The 18,456-nt window shown below is 33.8% G+C and carries 13 protein-coding genes; 9 read left to right on the top strand and 4 right to left on the bottom strand.

The features are described from left to right. Position 1: 1 nt before the first annotated feature. Positions 2-2,035, top strand: a complete 2,034-nt coding sequence (locus tag PUH65_RS09900; protein WP_305519840.1) for a recombinase — start codon at positions 2-4, stop codon at positions 2,033-2,035. Here the strand turns inward: PUH65_RS09900 and PUH65_RS09905 are convergent. The 4 genes from PUH65_RS09905 to PUH65_RS09920 form a co-directional block, all read right to left on the bottom strand. Continuing rightward, positions 2,013-2,306, bottom strand: coding sequence for a hypothetical protein (locus PUH65_RS09905; RefSeq protein ID WP_305519841.1), 294 nt, complete (start codon positions 2,304-2,306; stop codon positions 2,013-2,015). The two genes, PUH65_RS09900 and PUH65_RS09905, sit on opposite strands and share 23 nt — an antisense overlap. Beyond that, positions 2,303-3,385 (bottom strand): DNA replication/repair protein RecF, encoded by a 1,083-nt coding sequence (locus PUH65_RS09910; protein ID WP_305519842.1) that lies wholly within the window; start codon positions 3,383-3,385, stop codon positions 2,303-2,305. Before PUH65_RS09910 ends, PUH65_RS09905 begins: the two co-directional genes overlap by 4 nt. A gap of 159 nt (positions 3,386-3,544) precedes the next feature. Further along, positions 3,545-5,347, bottom strand: coding sequence for a hypothetical protein (locus PUH65_RS09915; RefSeq protein ID WP_305519843.1), 1,803 nt, complete (start codon positions 5,345-5,347; stop codon positions 3,545-3,547). Between the two features lie 28 nt (positions 5,348-5,375). Further along, positions 5,376-6,077, bottom strand: coding sequence for a hypothetical protein (locus tag PUH65_RS09920; RefSeq protein ID WP_305519844.1), 702 nt, complete (start codon positions 6,075-6,077; stop codon positions 5,376-5,378). A gap of 121 nt (positions 6,078-6,198) precedes the next feature. On the opposite strand from PUH65_RS09920, the gene PUH65_RS09925 reads away from it, so the two are divergent. The 8 genes from PUH65_RS09925 (at position 6,199) to PUH65_RS09960 (ending at position 18,443) form a co-directional block, all read left to right on the top strand. Beyond that, a complete protein-coding gene (locus PUH65_RS09925) occupies positions 6,199-12,093 on the top strand; it encodes an alpha-2-macroglobulin (RefSeq protein WP_305519845.1) in 5,895 nt (1,964 codons plus the stop codon). A 226-nt stretch (positions 12,094-12,319) separates the two neighbouring features. After that, entirely contained in the window at positions 12,320-13,726 is a 1,407-nt protein-coding gene (locus PUH65_RS09930; protein ID WP_305519846.1) for a TolC family protein, read from the top strand. 104 nt (positions 13,727-13,830) lie between these two features. Continuing rightward, positions 13,831-14,790 (top strand): HlyD family secretion protein, encoded by a 960-nt coding sequence (locus PUH65_RS09935; RefSeq protein ID WP_305519847.1) that lies wholly within the window; start codon positions 13,831-13,833, stop codon positions 14,788-14,790. A 22-nt stretch (positions 14,791-14,812) separates the two neighbouring features. Then, on the top strand, positions 14,813-16,054 hold the full coding sequence (locus tag PUH65_RS09940; protein WP_305519848.1) for an ABC transporter permease: 1,242 nt from the start codon (positions 14,813-14,815) through the stop codon (positions 16,052-16,054). 307 nt (positions 16,055-16,361) lie between these two features. After that, entirely contained in the window at positions 16,362-16,922 is a 561-nt protein-coding gene (locus PUH65_RS09945; protein WP_305519849.1) for a Crp/Fnr family transcriptional regulator, read from the top strand. A gap of 52 nt (positions 16,923-16,974) precedes the next feature. Beyond that, the gene (locus PUH65_RS09950) at positions 16,975-17,430 is read left to right on the top strand and encodes a DUF1569 domain-containing protein (RefSeq protein ID WP_305519850.1); all 456 of its coding nucleotides are present in this window, start codon (positions 16,975-16,977) and stop codon (positions 17,428-17,430) included. 1 nt (position 17,431) lies between these two features. Next, positions 17,432-17,959 (top strand): hypothetical protein, encoded by a 528-nt coding sequence (locus PUH65_RS09955; protein WP_305519851.1) that lies wholly within the window; start codon positions 17,432-17,434, stop codon positions 17,957-17,959. 10 nt (positions 17,960-17,969) lie between these two features. Further along, a complete protein-coding gene (locus PUH65_RS09960; protein ID WP_305519852.1) occupies positions 17,970-18,443 on the top strand; it encodes a hypothetical protein in 474 nt (157 codons plus the stop codon). Positions 18,444-18,456: the final 13 nt, after the last annotated feature.

The following is an 18,456-nucleotide window of genomic DNA, read 5'->3' on the forward strand; positions in this document are numbered from 1 at the left end:
TATGGGGATATTATTTCGACATAGAGAAAGTTTCTCAGTTTTGCTTACCAAGTTTTTTAGTTTTAAAAATGAAACTAAATCATTGGATCCATTAATTGAATTGCTGCCAAGTATTCGGTCCAGCGATTTTCATGAAGTTTTAGAATTTCTTCGCGAGAACAAAGAAGTTACCGAAAATTTGGGATATTATATCCGTAATATATTCGAAGGTAAACCTTTCAACCTTTCTTTGACAGAGGCCAATATCCTCTCTGAAAATGCATTTTATCCTGAATTAAAGAAAAGATTGCTCGATAAATTATTGCCGAGTGTGGAGAATGAAGAAACGATTTGGTATTTGGTCGATACGGTTTCTGTTCGGCCGAAAGTTGATTTGGAGTTTTTTAGAAATCTTGATAAAGAAGATCTAAATGAACTTTTCAGATTATTGAAGATTGACGATTATATTCTAAAACCACAAGTAAAAAATGAGTTGCTTCTTTCATTAAACATTCTTTCCTGGCGAATTATAGGAAATGCAATGGATGTGCAGGTGGTAAATATGGCGCCGGAATATCGGAATTTTGATAATCCATTTTTGGCCATGCAAAATGAAATTGATTTACTGAATCAAAGTTACAAGGAAAATCCAGATTTTCATTTGACGTCGAAAGATGTGAATTACAAGCAGATTAAAGTCTTACTGCACCAATGTTTAGATTTTGTTGCGTTGGCCTTTAAAAACTCCTCTAAATACGGCATCTCCGGAAAAATTAATCAGTCATTAATCAAAATTAGACAGCAGTTAGATAGGATGTCTGATATTCTATCAGTAATGATCTTTGACAAAGAACAAGATGTACTTAATAATTCTAAACGATTGTCTTTCAAAATATTAGAATATAAATCTCACAAAAATAATTTACGCGAATTAATTTCCGACAGCACCACGCTGAAATCTCACCTGATTACCAATCACACTGCGGAAACAGGTACGCACTACATTACTTCAACGTCTAAGGATTATATGAGTATGTTTTGGCGGGCGAGTGGTGGTGGCGTCATTGTAGGCGCATTGTGTGTTCTGAAGTTGCTATATGGTTATATTCCAGGCAGTGATTTTTCGCATGCATTCTACTATGCATTTAATTACGCGATGGGATTCATTATGATTTATTTAATGAATTATACTTTGGCTACAAAACAGCCAGCGATGACTGCGGCAACAATGGCGAAAGTTCTTTCTGAAGGAGAAAATACCCGTAAAAATTATGTTGATTTTGCGCATTTAGTTTCGAAATTATTCAGGTCACAATTCATTGCTTTTATGGGAAATGTCTTACTTGCGTTCCCAATTGCACTCGCGATTATTTACGGAATGGACGTTATTTTTAAACAAAATTTCGGGGCAGAAAAATCGGTATCGCTCTTAAAAGATTTAGACCCTATACAATCGAAAGCTATTTTCCATGCGTGTATTGCTGGGTTTTTCCTCTTTATTTCCGGAATCATTTCGGGGAATGTCGGGAATAGTTCGGTGTTTTATCACATTCCGAAACGAATTGAGAAAAATCCTTTCCTAAATTATTTTGTAGGAAAAAATACAGCTAAAGGACTTTCAGAATATTATGCAAAAAATTGGGCAGGAATTATTTCGAATTTTTGGTTCGGTATTTTTCTTGGAGTTACAGGTCCAATCGGGCTTTTCCTCGGCTTAGATTTAGATATTCGTCACATTACCTTCGCCTCAGGAAATTTTGCATTGGGATTATATGGTGCTGATTTTTCAGTAAGCAGTGCTACTTTCTGGATCGCATTCGGAACGGTTTTCCTGATTGGTTTTTTCAACTTTGCCGTGAGTTTCGGCTTGTCGATGATGTTAGCATTCCAGTCAAGGAAAGTAAATTTTGGAGAAGTAAAAGAAATTTATCGCGAAATATTCAGGTATTTTATGAAAAATCCTTTACGCTTTTTTGTGCCGATTTCTTCAAATTTAGACAACAGCACCAAGGAAATGGTAGACAATACAATTGTTACAAAACCAGAAGATCAATAAAATGTTCCTCGCCAAATTTCTCCTGAAACTTTTTTAAATAAAAGGTTTTTCGCATTCTAAAATCGTTTTTCAGCAAGGGAGATTTTATTCTTATCTCTAAAATTTTCTTGTTCAAATTTACAGATTCAATTTCATTGAAAAGTGCATCATTCAAATATTCATGCAAGAAATCTTTAACTTCAAAAGCCAGTAATTTATTTTCAAAACCATATAATCTCGCGAATGATTTCACGAGTTCTGAGGATTGATATTCTCTTTTCTTTTTTTTCATGATAACTCAAATATCTTACTTTCCTCATTAATTCTTTTCACAATATTTTCGGTTCTTTCCCGACTTGTATCGGTGATAAATATTTGGCCGAAAAGTTCCTGATTAACGAGTTCTATTAATTGTGAAACCCGCGAATCATCTAATTTATCGAAAATATCATCCAGTAAAAGAATGGGCGTTTTACCCGTCAATTCTTTAATCCTGTTCATTTGTGAAAGTTTCAGTGCAATTAAAAAAGATTTTTGCTGACCTTGACTGGCCGTCTTTCTCATGGAAATTCCGTTCATCTCAAAAAGCAAATCGTCTTTATGAATTCCTTTCGATGTGTAAGTCAGAATTCTGTCTTTTTCTAAATTTTGTTGAAGCAAACTTGCGAAGGAATTATCCTTTAAATCGGACTCATAAATTACAGTTACTTTTTCTTTTCCGTTAGAAATAATCTCGTAATAATTTTGAATTAATGGCACGATTGAATCTACGAATTCTTTTCTTTTTTCAAAAATTCTTGTGGCAAATTTAATTAAAGGCTCATTATAAATTTCTAAACTGTCAGCATCGAAATATCTATTTCTGGCGAAATCTTTTAATAACGCATTTCTTTGCTGAACCGTTTTTTGATATTGAATTAGGTTAAAAAGATACTCAGAATCAGTTTGTGAAATCATGGCATCCAAAAATTTACGGCGACTTTCTCCCGAATCAGAAATCAAGTTCGAGTCGTATGGAGAAATAATAACGCTAGGCAAAAATCCTATATGATCAGCAATTCGATCATAGGGTTTATCATTTTTTTTAATGAGTTTCTTCGCTTCTTTTGGTTGCTGAATTTTGATGATGTTTTCTTTTTCACCATCATCAATTGTTCCTTCGATGGTAAAGAAATCTTCATCAGTTTTAATGTTATTGACGTCTTTATTTCCCAGAAAACTTTTTGCCATCGACAAATAGTGGAGTGCATCGAGAATATTTGTTTTGCCCACGCCATTATTTCCGACAAAACAATTGATTTGTTTAGAGAAATCGAAGTCTTGTTCCTGATGATTTTTGAAATTCTGAATTTTTAAATTGGTGATGATCATAGTCCTAAAATGGTTTGAAGTCTTTCAGGATTTTCATGATTTTCCCAAAATGAAATAATATAAATTGTTTCTTTCTCTTTCGAAATTTTCCATCAATCTAAATTTCTGTAAAGATAAAAATTTCATTTCAGACCGCTCTCAAAAAAAGATGCTTGAATTTTAGTTTTCAAAATTTACAAAATGAGGAATGTCGGTTTTAAAAGAGTTAAATGGCAACTGATTATTTCGGTAATCATTAAATTCATAAACTGCTTTGTTATCAAATGGAACATTCGGATAGTAAACGAATGAAAGTTGAATTTTGTTGAAGACTAAATATGGATTATTCAGCAGAACACCGATCCCAAATTTGGAATGAGTTTTTGTTTTGAAAATATTTTCATTATTCTGGGCAATCCATCCTAATGAGATTATGCTATAAGGACTGATATGAAAATTTTTCCAGGTTTTATTGACGAATAATTGCATTTGATGTCGAAGTATTAATTTCTTTGTCCCACTGAAATCTTCACTGTAAGCCGGAAATTCTTCTTGCCCAGAAATCGTCATTCGGTCTTTATAATTGAAATTGTAACGCTGACTTCCCCAAGCAAAAGAAGGAGAAAAGAAATGTCTGACTTTGCCAAATTTATACTGATGCAAGTTGGTAAAATAAGTCCCTTCTAAGTTTATAGAATGGCTGTTTTCTTGTTCTTCCGTAAGAAATCTACCGTACTCGGCTTTAGCGGTAAAATATCCCCAGTTGATAAAACTTCCTATTCCTGCAGAAACACCTCCATAAGGAACGATTTCGCCACTTCTACTGAGTAATCCTAAAGTGATTCCAAATGATTTTCCGTAGGGAATATCCTCTGGAAGATTATACTCGAAAATATTTTTTCTCACCGAGAATTTTCTTTCTACATAGTTGGCTGAAGCTAAAAAACTATTGTAAGAAGTGAAAAAATTCTGGGAATCTGAAACTGGATGATCCTTATATTGATAATTTTGAAAGCGACCTAAGAGCGCAATGTTTCTAGATATCTCTGCCTTATTACCTATGAAAACAGGAAATTGGTATCCTCCCCATAAATCTTGATTATACACTTTAATCTGAACTTCAGGATAAATTTCTTCATTTTTCATTGGCATTAATACCTTTTTCTTAAAATACTCGAAGGTAAATCCACCTGCCCATCTTGTTAACGGTGAAAAGAATTCTCGACTTGCATTAAAAGTAATTCTTTCATTATCTACATAATCTTTCTCCCCAGAAATTCCCGCATCAATGAAGGTGCCGTAGATATTATTTGCTTTATATTCACCGTAAATATTATTTTCTTTTTCTTTAAAATCATTGGAATAAAGAAAACTGACTTCGTGTCCTAAACCCAAAAAGTTTTCTTCAGTAATTCCGGCTCCAATTTTACTTCCAGATAAACTGAGTTTAGGTTTAATGCTCCAGTAATCCAAAACTTTAACCATAACATCAATAGAATCCCGTGTAGATGTACTATCAATAATACTGATATTGACCCGATTGACGAACTTCATTTTTCTTAATAAACGTTCTGATTCATATAATTTCTGCGCATTGTATTTTTCGCCTTTTTTGAAAAGGAGATAATTGCTGATCGTCGATTTTTTGGAATCAATGTGAATGCGGTCTGCAAGCCGAACATACCAAGTAGAATCTTTGGGTTTACTCGTAATTTCATATCCGAACGGATCGATAGTTTGAATGTCTATCGATCGGATGATTTTGTCGTTGTATGAAATTCGGGAATATTCTTTGGTCCTGGATTCTACTGAAACTGAATCTGCATTACGCCGAAAAAGTAAACGGTGAAGAAATTTTGTGGTTTTCCTTTTGTCAGAAAATTCTTCAATTTTGTAGTAAAGAGAATCTTTTTTCTCTTGTGCTGAAGCATAAGAAATTGAAGATAAGAAGAGAATAATCAGAAAAGTAAATTTATGGCTCAAAAGAATTTTTTTAGATAAAAAGTGAATATCAATTAATAAGCCAATATAGTATTAAAAATAACATTGGCAATCCACTGCAACTCTCAACCCAAAACGAAAAATAAGAATCTCTATTAGAACTTTCTGAAAAATAGATCATTACAAATGTTACGATTGAAGTATGGAAAAATGCAAGTGAATAAATGCTTTTCAAACAAAAAATGGATATTAATAAGGCAATAAAAATTAGTCCGTACGCCAAATATTTTGTGTTTTGAATCCCAATCAATCTAGGGAAAGTTACAATAGTGTCTGACTGCATATCGCGAATATCAAAAGGCAAAACCAAAGCGGTGATAAAGATCCAACTGATCCAGAAAATCTCCGAATTAAAATAAGGGAGAATTAACCAGGAATTGATTAATGCCCAAGTTAAACCGACATAAAATATTTTGAATAAAGGTATTTCCCGTACAAAATATTTCAAAAATTTACTGTCGTAGAGTAAGCCTAAAACTACGATGATCAGCCATTTTACCAAACGGCCATCGTTGTGATTATAAATAATTAAAGCCGCGGAAATTATTCCGCAAATGACATTGAAAGCGAGAACTTTATTAAAGATTTTTCCGCTGCCTTGATATTTCGTGTAAATATACCCGCTAAAATAAGTAATAAAGATTAACGCAATGGTCGGGGTTTTGATAATGTTCTGCTCAAACATAAAGAATACAGCAAACAAAGTTCCCATTAAAGAAACATAAATTTGACTATTGATAATGTATTTTTTTAGTAAATTTAAACAGTGCTTAACCATAAACCTTAATGGTTTTAAAAAACCTACAAGGTTTTACATATTATAAAACAAATCTATGAAAAATAAATTTTTTACTCTCGTTCTTTTTCTTTTTACTTTACCTGCTTTTTTTGCCCAAAAACAATATGATTTGCAGTGGAAAAAAGTTTCAGAAAACTATAAAACTGGAAAGTTCAAATCCAATCTTCCTCTAATTTCAGAAATTCAAAATCAAGCCATGAAAGAAGACAATCCGGTGCAACTTATGCGTTCTTTGAAAGCAGAATTCAGTATTATTAATCAAACTTATGATGATATTCAAAATGATACTTCCAGTAAGTTTTTCACAAAATTAAATGGTTTAGATGCAAAACTAAAAGGTGATGAAAAGTTTTTGTATCAGGTTTTATTAGTTGAGTTTTTTAATGATTATTACAATGAAAATCAGTGGCAGATTAATCAAAGAACCAATATCAATAATCAGGATTTTTCACAGATTGAAACTTGGTCAAAATTAGATTTCAAAAATTATTTAGCGAAACATTTTACTGATTTAGAATTAAAGAAATCTGAACTACAAAAAATTTCAATGTCGAAGTATAAAGAGATTTTTGAAGGAACCGAAAACTTGGATTATTTCCCGACTTTGTTGGATTGGAATGCGACTAACGAAATTAAGTTCTATAATAATTCGCAACTTTTTACACCGAATGAAAAGAAAGTCAATCAATCAAAAATTTTAGGAATTTATAACGAATTGATTTCAAAAAACTCAGGAAACGCAAAACTCTATTTTCAACATCAAAAAATAAATGACGATTGTGCTTTTTCAAATTGTAAAGACAAAATTCAACAACTTCAAAATTTAGTTAAATCTTCAACTGAAGGCGATTATAAAGTTTTGATTATCGCTGAAATCCTTGATCAATTAACGGCTGATCAAAAATATAACGAAGCGCTTTTATTAATTAAAAACACAAAGCAAGAATATTCAAAATCTAAATTTTTAAATAATATTCTTAATAGAGAAAATTCAATTCTTCAACCCAGTTTGTCCATTAATTACGAAACTCATACGCAAGCAAATCTGCCTATTCACTTGGTTGTCGACGCAAAAAATGTTTCTAAGTTTTCTTTGAATATTTATGAAGTTAAAGATGATCAGCAGAACTTTTTAAAATATATAGCAAACTCGTATGATAAAACTCGTTTTCCGGCGGTTAAGAAAACTTTGGTGAGAAAAGAAAGTTTCGATTTACAGGATTTAAAAGATTATAAAAATCATAAAACTTCTTTGGAAATAAAATCACTTCCTTCAGGAATTTATCTCGCGGAATATGTGGTTGAAAATTCCATTCAGGAAAATTTTTATTTCATTGCCACGAATTCACGAATTATCTTTAACAAAAAAGATGAACGAAAAACAAGTGATGATCAATTACAAATCGTGAATCGCGAAAATGGAAAAGCAGTTTCTAATGAAAATTTGAAAATCTTTGAATTTACAAACGATAATAAAGCCAATTCTTTTACGGCAAAAACGGATCAATCTGCGATTTTTAAATTTCCTGTTTCTAAAGATAATCAGTATTACCGATACTATTTGGTGCAGCAACCTTCGACGAATGATTATAATTTAATGCAGGTTTACGGCAATCAATATTATAATGAACCGAAAACGAATGGCGAGAAAAATCTCGCGCAAATATTTATCGATCGCGGAATTTATCGTCCCGGACAAATCGTTTATTTTAAAGTGATTAATACGAAATTGCTTTTGGATAAAGAATCTGTAGCGTCTGGAATTTCACAGGAAATCACTTTAAATGATGCTAACGGCGAAAAAATATCTTCTCAGAAATTCACCACCAATGAGTTCGGATCTTACCACGGAAGTTTCACTTTACCTAATGGAAAACTGAATGGACAATTTTCTTTGGAAGTTGAATCTGATGATTTAGATCGTGATGCGACCAAATATTTTAGGGTTGAAGAATACAAACGTCCAAAATTTGAAGTTACTTTTGATCCGATAAAAGAGGAATACAAATACGGCCAAACCATTGAACTGAAAGGAAAAGCAATGATGTTTTCCGGTGTTGCTTTGAGCAATGCAACTGTGAATTATGAAATTAAAAAACAGAATATTCGCTGGAGATATTTCTGGTGGTTTCCAAGGGGAAATGATAATCAAAATTCAATTCTCGGAGAAGTTAAAACCAATGATAAAGGAGAATTTATTATTAAACTAGATCTTAAAAAAGACGAAACTTTAGAAGGAATTCAGGTTGATAATTATGAGATTAATGCTTCTGTGACTGATATTAATGGTGAAACACAATCTTCTACAGAAAATGTAAAAGTTGCCTCGGTTTCGCATTATATTAAGACCGATGATATTAAAGATACTTTTACTGATGAACCTTTAAAAATTACAGTTGAAACCAAAAATTACAACGATCAAAATTTAAAGAAATCGTATCATGTCAAATTGTCTAAACTTCAGCCGAAAGAGAGAATTTATCGTTCTAATTTTGAAAGCCAAATTCAGGATTTACCAAAGTTTTCAAACGCAGAATTCATTCAAAAATTCCCACATGATTATTTCTCTAAAGAAGAAAAAGATTGGAAAGTGGAAAAAATCTTGATTGAAAAGACAGAGCAACCGTCAACTGACAACTCTCAACTGTCAACTAATTTAAATCTCGGAAAACTTGCTGCTGGAAATTACAAACTCGAACTCTATAATATCGAAGGAAAAGACACCATTAAAATTGAAAAAACTTTCGAGGTTTTCGACAAGCGATTTTTAGCGGATTCACAAAAACCTTATTTAAAAGTTCTTCAACCAAAAGCAGAATTTAAAAGAACTGAAAAAGCGAAAATCTTTATTTATTCTGGTATCCCAGATGCTTTAATCAATGTTTATGTTCAAAACGGAAATGGCGAAACTTTAACCGAACAAAAGAAATTTAAAAATGGAATTTTAGAATATGAAGTTTCGTTTCCGAAAGACGAAAGTATTGATCAAATCAATGTTCAGTTTCAGTTGGTTGCTTTCAATGATGTACAAACGCAATCGGTTAATTTGACAATTGCTTCCGACAAAAAACCTTTGCGAATTGAAACCGTAACCTTCCGTGATAAATTACAACCTGGACAAAAAGAAAAATGGACCGTTAAAGTTTTAGGTGAGGATAAAGAAAAGATCAACGCTGAAGTTTTGGCGAATATGTATGATAAATCTTTGGATCAATTCGCCAGCAATTCTTTTTCTTTCCGTCAAATTTATCAGAAAAATTTCATCCTAAATTCTTATGGAATTAATGAAAATTTGGCTCAGGAAAATTTTAACAAAAGAGTTTCATATTTAAAACAGAAAGGTGTAAATATTCCCTATTTTAATTGGTTTGATGGTCGTTTCGGGGGCGATTTCTTCACGGACACAGTTTCAGGAGTTCAAATTGATGCTTCGAAAAATGTAAATATTAAAATTAGAGGTGCCGCTTCACCTACGATGCAAGATTCTACAGTATCACAAGAGGTCCAGGGGGCACTTGGAATTAAAAAAAAGATATCAGCATTGACAGGAAAAGTTTCAGGTATCCAAATTTTAACGAATTACGAAATAAACGAAGTAGATTTCGAAAAAATTCCCGTCCGTCAAAATCTAAACGAAACCGCATTTTTCTATCCAAACTTAATGACTGATAAAGACGGAAATGTGACTTTTGAATTTACCTCGCCGGAAGCATTGACGCAATGGAAACTCATGTTTTTAGCGCACACCAAAGATGCACGTTCTGCAACTTTAGAAAAATCAGTCATTACACAAAAAGAGTTTTCTGTAACGCCGAATTATCCAAGGTTTTTACGTGAAGGTGATAAACTGAATCTGCAATCAAAACTTTCAAGTTTGGTTGAAAAAAAATTAAGTGGAGTAGCGCAACTTCAGATTTTAGATGCTTTTACCAATGAGGATATTTCATCTAAATTTAATTTGGATGAAACTCAAAAATCCTTTGAATTAGCAGAAAATGGAAATTCTGTTGTGAATTGGAAATTAAAAGTTCCAAATGATGTTTCATCAATGATTATTAAAATCGTAGCAAAAGCCGGAAATTTTTCTGATGGCGAACAAAAAGCAATCGCTGTTTTACCGAACAGAATGTTGGTTACAGACGCCGTTCCAATCTTCGTAAAAGAAGGTCAAACTAAAACTTTTACTTTAGAAAATTTAGCAAAATATACTTCGAATACCGCAACTAATTTCTCTAATACTTTGGAATTGACGACCAATCCGATTTGGGAAATTATGTTTGCATTGCCAAGTTTGAAAAACGATCAAAATAATTCTGCCGATGTCATTTTCAATAAATGGTTTGCCGATGTTTTGGCTTCCGAAATTTTTAAAGCGAATCCGAAACTGAAAACTGTTTTTGAAGAATATCAAAGCAAAGGTTTATTGGCTTCTAATTTGGAAAAAAATCAGGAGTTGAAACAATTGTTGCTGGAAGAAACGCCGTGGGTTTTAGAATCGAAAAATGAAACCGAACAAATGGAAAAACTCGCTAGATTATTCGATGCTAATAATATGCGAAATTCCATCAATGAAGATTGGAGCGAATTGCAGAAATTGCAAAATCCTGATGGTGGATTTTCCTGGTATCAAGGTTATCCGAGTTCTTATTACAACTCGCTTTACATCTTGAAAAATCTCGGGAAAGTTAATGAATGGCTCAAAGGAAATACGGCGGATTATCAATCTTCCGAACAGAAAGAAATGGTTGCAAAACTCATTAATTATGTAGATTCAGAAGTTTTTAAATATTGGGACGTGAAGAAAGAATACGTTTGGAATAATTATGTTCTCGACTATTTAGACACTCGAAATTATTGGAAAAAAGACTTTCCATTAAAAGGAAAAGGAGCACAACTGAAAACTTTAGTTATTCAAAAAGCACCAAAAGCCGAAATCAAAGATTTTACGTTCTTCGGTTTGCATCGTGCTGCTTTACTGTTCAATGATTATAAACTGCCAGTTTTATCTAAAAAATTATTGACTTATTTAAAAGAAACTTCAACCGAATCAGAAACGCAAGGAATTTACTGGAAACAAAATCTAAACGATTGGGGATGGTACAATTCCAAAACCGTTAATCACGCCGGAGCGTTGGAAGCCTTCAATAAGTTAACTCCAAACGATACCAATTTTATTGAAGAAATGAAGATTTGGTTGATTACCCAAAAAGAAGTGAATTCTTGGGGAAGTTCGCGCGGAACAGCGGAAGTTATTTTTACTATTTTAAATTCCGGAAAATCTTGGACATCAAATGAAAGCGATAAAGCCACGATTATTTGGGGCGGAAAAGAACTCACCAATCCCGATACGAAAGCAACGGGTTATGTGAAATCAACTTTAAAAGAAGAAAAAATTGATAAAAATTTAGGAACAGTTACCGTTACCAAACCAGGTCCCGGAATTGTTCAAGGTGGATTATTTTGGCAATATTATGAGGATTTAGATAAAATTAAATCTTCTGAATCTTACCTTTCAATCATCAAAGAATTGTACAAAAAAGTAAAAACCGTGAATGGTGAAGAATTGGTAAAAATTGCAGAAAACTCCCCATTAAAAGTTGGCGATAAAGTCACCGTAAGAATGATTTTAAACACCGACCGAAATATGGAATTCATTCATTTAAAAGATATGCGAGCAGCAGGTTTTGAACCTTTAAATATCATTTCCGGATACGAATGGAAAAACGGTTTAGGTTATTATCAATCGACGAAAGATGCGTCCACGAACTTCTATATTGAAAATATGCCGAAAGGAAAATATGTTTTCGAGTACGATTATATTTGCAACGCATCAGGAATGTTTAGTAACGGAATTACGACTTTGCAAAATTATTACGCGCCACAAATGAACGCGCATACGAAAGGAACAAAAATTACGATTACCGAATAATCTACTTTGTCAAAGTTTTATCCAAATCCGTTTCAGTTTTGAAGCGGATTTTTTTTGGTTGGACCGAAAAACTCAAACGCATATTTTTTCGTAGATTTATTTAGGAATAGAGGAGGATCAATTTCAACATTTCCCCGACATGGGAAAATGCGTTTTTTGACAAATGTCAAAGGATTTGATTTCCATTCTCCGCAACTTTGTACCATCAAACAAACAAATAGAGAAAATGAAAACGTTTAAAAATAATTTGGGCAAATTGCTGCTGCTTTTTCCAGCATTCCTATTTGCGCAACAAGCACCGACTTTACAGGAATTGATCGATCATGCTTTGGTGAACGACGGAACATTAACGCAACAAGCGCTTGAAAATAAATACACCAAACTCGATGATCAAAAACTGAAAGATGTTTTTCTTCCGAAAGTTGAAGTTTCCGGAAAAACCGGTTATCTGTACGCAAGCGCTCATTTAAAATCTCCGGAATTCGGTATTCCTGCAATTCCTCCAATCTTTCCCGGTGCGATTATTCCCGAAGGTCAACTTAATAATAACCTGAATATTTCCGGAATTTCTGCCATGGCAAAAGCCGAAGCAACTGCTTTAATTTATTCCGGTGGAAAAGTGAAATATCTGAAAGAAGCGAACAAGGAGAAAAATATTTCAGAAAACTTATTGATGCAGAAAAGCCGTGATGAAATCATTACGGAGATTTCAAAAGCGTATGATCAAATGGCTTTGGTTCAGGAATCGAAAAAAGTTTTAGACGAAGCGAAAAAACGTTTAGACATCAATAAAAAAACGGCTGACAAAGCATTGGGTTACGGATTAATTACGCCTTACGATCACAAAAAAATTGAATTGGCTCAAGCAACTTTGGATTCCAAATTAGTAGAGTACGAAGGAAAAAAAGAATTGCTGATTACCCAAATCGAAATATTGACTGGAATCGAAAGAGAAAGAATCGCTTTAATTCAACCACAACTGCAAACGATAATTTACGAAGTTCTCGATCAGAATATTGAAAATAGAGTAGAGATTCAAGCCTTGGATCACGGAATAAAAGCCACTGATTTTAAAATTAAAGCCGAGGAAAGATGGTGGATTCCAAAAGTTCAGGCACAAACTTCAGTGAGTTATTTTGGACTTTTTAATAATAATATTTCTACTTCAAAAGAACTCTTGCCAAATACCGGAAAAAAACTGGATTTGAGTCCGGCTGCTTTAAATATTTTGCCAATTTTTCAGGCTGGGATTGGTTTTAAATGGGATGTCTTAGATGGAAATGAAGGAAAATATCAGGTTGAAAAAGCCAAGATTGAAAAAGAGATTTTAGAAAATAAAAAACGCGATGCCTCCAAAAAATTGAATCTGAATTTAGCCAATAATCAAACGAATTATACGATTGCAAACGCCCAAATAAAGTTGAAAGAAAAATCCAGAGAAATTGCAAAACAAGGTTTAGAACAAGTTGAGAAAGAATTCCGTTACGGAACCAAAACTTCATCTGCCTTAATCGATGCTGAAAATGATTTAGAAAACGCAGAACTGGAATATCAGAACGCCATCTTTAATCAAAGAAGAAGCGCTATCGAACTTATGAAATCTACGCAGAATTTGCAGATTGAAAAACTTTAAATTAAAGAGGACAGACTAAAAGATAATAGATAATAGACTTTTAGATAAGAGAAAAAGACGGACGAAAATTCCTTCAACATTACAACAACAAACAAACAATAGACATGAAAAATACTATATTAACTTCTTTGGCTTTCGCAAGTGTTCTCGCACTTTCGGGCTGTAAAGAATCAAAACCTGAAAGAGCAATTGTGGGCAAAACGAAAAAGGAAATTGTTTCCTTCGCACCAAAATTAACCGGAAGAATTCTCACCATTAAAGTAGAAGAAGGACAAACCGTGAAAGTGGGCGATACGCTTGCAATTTTAGATGTTCCGGAAGTTTCCGCGAGAATTGCGCAGGCAAAAGGTGCAACTTCTGCAGCCAGAGCGCAAGTTCAAATGGCGAAAAATGGCGCAACCAACGATCAACTTCGTCAGTTGAAAGCCAAACAAAAAGGTTTACAAGAGCAGTTTCAATATGCTCAGAAATCTTTTAACAGAGCAAAAAATATGTATAATGATAGTTTACTTTCGCCCCAAAATTACGACGAATATTTTGCAAAATACCAAGGTGCAAAAGCACAGTTGGATGCGGTGAATGCTGAACTTCATGATGTACAGTCCGGAACGCGCTACGAAAAAATTGAAATGGCTCAAGGACAAGCAAATCAAGCAGCCGGTGCATTGCAGGAAGCGAATATTGCGAATTCTGAAAAATATATTATCGCCACCAATGACATGGAAATTGAAACCATCGCTTTGAACAAAGGAGAATTGGCAACGGCAGGTTATCCGCTTTTCACAGGTTATATTCCTGAAACTTCGTATTTCCGATTTACGATTCCTGAAAGTAAAATTGCAAAATATCAAAAAGGAATGACCGTGAAAATGTTGGTGAATTATAATAAAAAAGAATTTACCGGAAAAATTGTCGCCATCAAACAACTGGCAAAATATGCAGATATTACGACCGCTTTCCCTGATTACGAACCGGAAGAAGCGATTTACGAAATCAAAGTAGTGCCCGAAAATCAGAAGGCAGCAAAAGATATTTTGGTGAATTCTAACGTGACTTTAAAGTAATTGTATAATTAAAAGTCACAAAATGAAACAGATCAAATATTTATTAAAAAGGGAATTCCGCCTGTTCTTAACGAACAAAACCTTGATTTCGGTTTTCTTTTTAGCGCCGGTTTTCTATGCGTTATTGATTGGATTTACTTACCAATCCGGGAAAGTAGAAAACATTCCCGTGATCGTGGTGAATCACGACAACACGCCTTTATCCGATCAACTTTTGGAAATGCTTCAGGACAGCAAAGCGATAAAAGTGCTGAGTTACATCAACGAACCAGCAAACCTGAAAGATGAAACCATAAAAACGGAAGCAGCCGCTGTAATCATCATTCCCGAAAGGTTTGAAGCCATGATGCTGCAGAAAAAATATCCGGAAGTGAATGTTTATGTGAACACCTCAAACGTGTTGACCGCAAACTTTGCGACGAAAGCCATTCAACAAACTCTCGGAACTTTTTCCGCCGGAGCAGAAATAAAAGCCCTACAAAAAAAAGGGATGAATGCCGATTTGGCAAAAACCCAGTTCGAACCTTTCAAAGCGAATTATATTACGCTCTTCAACACGACCAGCAATTACCTTATTTTTATGTGGCCTGCAATGATGGCGGTCGTTTTACAGCAGGTGATTTTACTCGCGATGGCTGTTTCATTTTCGGAAGAATTTAAAAGAGAATCTTTCATCAAAGATTTCGCAGGGAAGGAAAAATATGCCGTTGCCGTTATGGCGATAAAATGTCTGCCAATCTGGGTTTTTGCGAATTTCAACATTCTTTTCTTTTATCTGTGCAGTCTCTATTTCAAGATTCCCGTCCCGGATAATGTCTGGAATTTCTTTTTAATCACGGCAGTTTTTGTTGTTGCAGCAACCAATCTGGGCGTTTTGGTAAGTATCGTAATTCCAGATGCGCTGAAAGCAACTCAGTATTTAATGGTGATCGCGTCACCTGCATTTATCATCAGTGGATTTACGTGGCCGACTTACGCCATGCCGGAATTTATCAAAAACTTTACGGCAATTATTCCTTTAACGCCGTATTTAGAAGCGCTGAAGATTATGGTTGTTCAAAACGGATCTGCAATTTTGACGAAAAAATATCTGGTTCACTTGCTGATTTTAGGTTGGGTTTATTTCATTATCGGCTGGATCGCTTTGAAAATTAAAATCCATTTCCTATTCAAAAAATACAATATTTCAGAAGATTACGAGGAGGAAATTCCTACGGAGGAGAATCCGAACTTAATCATCGACGATGAAAATTTTCTGAATTAAAAAATAACAGTTTTCATACTGTTTGTTTGTTGAGAACGTCTGGACTTCGGTTTAGACGTTCTTTTTTTAGTGTTGTTATGGCAGACATTTGGCAAAGCCGAATCTTTTTTATTTTTTATTGTTTTTTATGGCAGCGATTTCCGCCTTCCACTCCCAATCTTTTTTTGCCAATGCTTTGCCCCTACAAAAAAAAAGGATTTCCGTTCAAGTCGGGCTGCAGATTATGCTTCTTTCACCAGTAATTATTAATTCAAAGTCTCTGCATCTTTACCAGATTCTTTTAGTATTTTTGTGAAAACCACATTACGTGAAACTTTTAGAACAAATTTCAAAATACATCAAATTAGATCCGATTACGGAAGACTTTTTCCGAACTGAAACGCAAACCAAAACTTTTCCAAAAGGCGAATTATTAAGCCATCAGAATTCCTACAACCGCAACGTTTATTACATGGAAGATGGTTTGGCGCGAACCTATTATTTTGAAAAAGGAAAAGACATTACCACCAATTTTTATTCAGAAGGAAAATCGTTTGGCAGCATCGACACGATTTTCGCAAATGTTCCTTCCATTTATAATATTGAAACTTTAGAAGAAAGCACCATTACCTTTTGTGACTATAAAAAGTTAGAAGAACTATGTTCGGTTTCTTTAACTTCAGCCAATTTCAGTCGGTTTATTTTGGGGAATTTAATGACGCAAATGACCAAAAGAATCAGTTCACTTCAACACATGACGGCGAAAGAAAAATATGCCCAACTTTTGGAAGAAAATCCCAACATTATTCTGCGTGCTCCTTTGGGAATGATTGCGACTTATCTGGGAATTTCGCAGGAAACATTAAGTAGAATCAGAAGTGAAATTTAATTTGAAAATAGTACGTTAATAATTTCTATTTTTGTTAAAGTAAAACCAAACTATGCAAGACATCTTCAACGCGAAAGAAGCACAAAACTATATCGACAGAATCAACAAACTTACTCCCGAAACGAAAGGGAAGTGGGGTACCATGAGCGTGGACCAAATGCTGGCTCACTGCAACGTCACTTATGAAATGGTTTATGAAGCCCAAAAACATAAAGCACCAAGCGGAATTGCGAAGTTTATTTTAAAGAATTTTGTAAAACCAAAAGTAGTGGGAGAAAAATCCTATTCGCAAAATTCGCCAACGGCACCACAGTTTAAAATACATGGAGATCAGGATTTCGATTTAGAAAAAAAACGATTAATCGGCTTCATTCAAAAAACACAACAGTTAGGGAGAGACGCATTTGACGGAAAAGAATCGTTCTCTTTCGGAAAACTAAAAGCGCAGGAATGGAACAATATGTTTGCGAAACATTTGAATCATCATCTGGAACAATTTGGAGTTTAATATGAAATATTTTTTAATACTATTTTTAGGAATATCGACGGGCTTATTTGGTCAGAGTCAGAATTTATTTTCTTCCAAAGATGCAGACCTTACGTCTAGAATTCATAATAAGGATACGTTTTATGCTGGTGAGGCTGACAAGGATAAATTTTTTAAAATAAAATTTGACTCCATAAAAAAGAATGTCCAAAAACCTGAAAGATATTTGGTAGAAGGAGTTACAAACTTTCAGGGGAATCTGACTCCGTTTAAAGGAGAGATTATTTTCAAAGAAAAATTCGATGTAAAAAATGAGCCAGACAGTGTTTTGCTTTTTGGAGATTTTAACTTTCAAGAACAATCTGAAGAGGCAAATCCGGGAATCTTTACAGGTAAAATTAGAATTCAGACCGATAAAGAAATGTCACCAACGCAGCATGGTGCAACCGTAACGTTCAAGGGTGAATTGAAAAAAGGAGAACATGAAATCCACCAGATTTGGTTTTCGAATTTTACACCACATAATATCGATAAAGTAATTTTTAGATAAAAACACAATCATGATGAAAAACCTAACCCTTTTATTGCTGCTCATCAGCAGTTTTGCCCTGGCTCAAATGCCCAATATTTCGAGTGTCTGGATGAATAATTCCCAACCTTATCTGGGAACAATCAGTGCCGAAAAGATGCCTATTAAATTGAGGATTTTAACTTCTGAACAAGATAGAAAGAACGATCAGGAATATTTTGTTTCCGGCTTTTCTTTGGTTGAAAAAACAAATACCAAATTCGAGGGCAAACTTAAAATCACCAAATATAAACCGGGCACAAAACGAAATACGGTTTTCGGTGAATATGAATTTGCAGAAGAAAGAACAGGAAAACACTCAGGAATCTTGAAAGGAAAATTTATTTACACTTTTATGTGGAATAAAAAAACCGAGAAAATCGAAAAACAATTTATCGAATTCATCGGTAATTGGAAAAGTTATGACGGTGTTTTAAATTACCCAACCAACTGGGAAAATCAATAATTTAAATTTAAAA

Source organism: Kaistella sp. SH40-3 (genome assembly GCF_030686865.1).
GTDB lineage: Bacteria > Bacteroidota > Bacteroidia > Flavobacteriales > Weeksellaceae > Kaistella.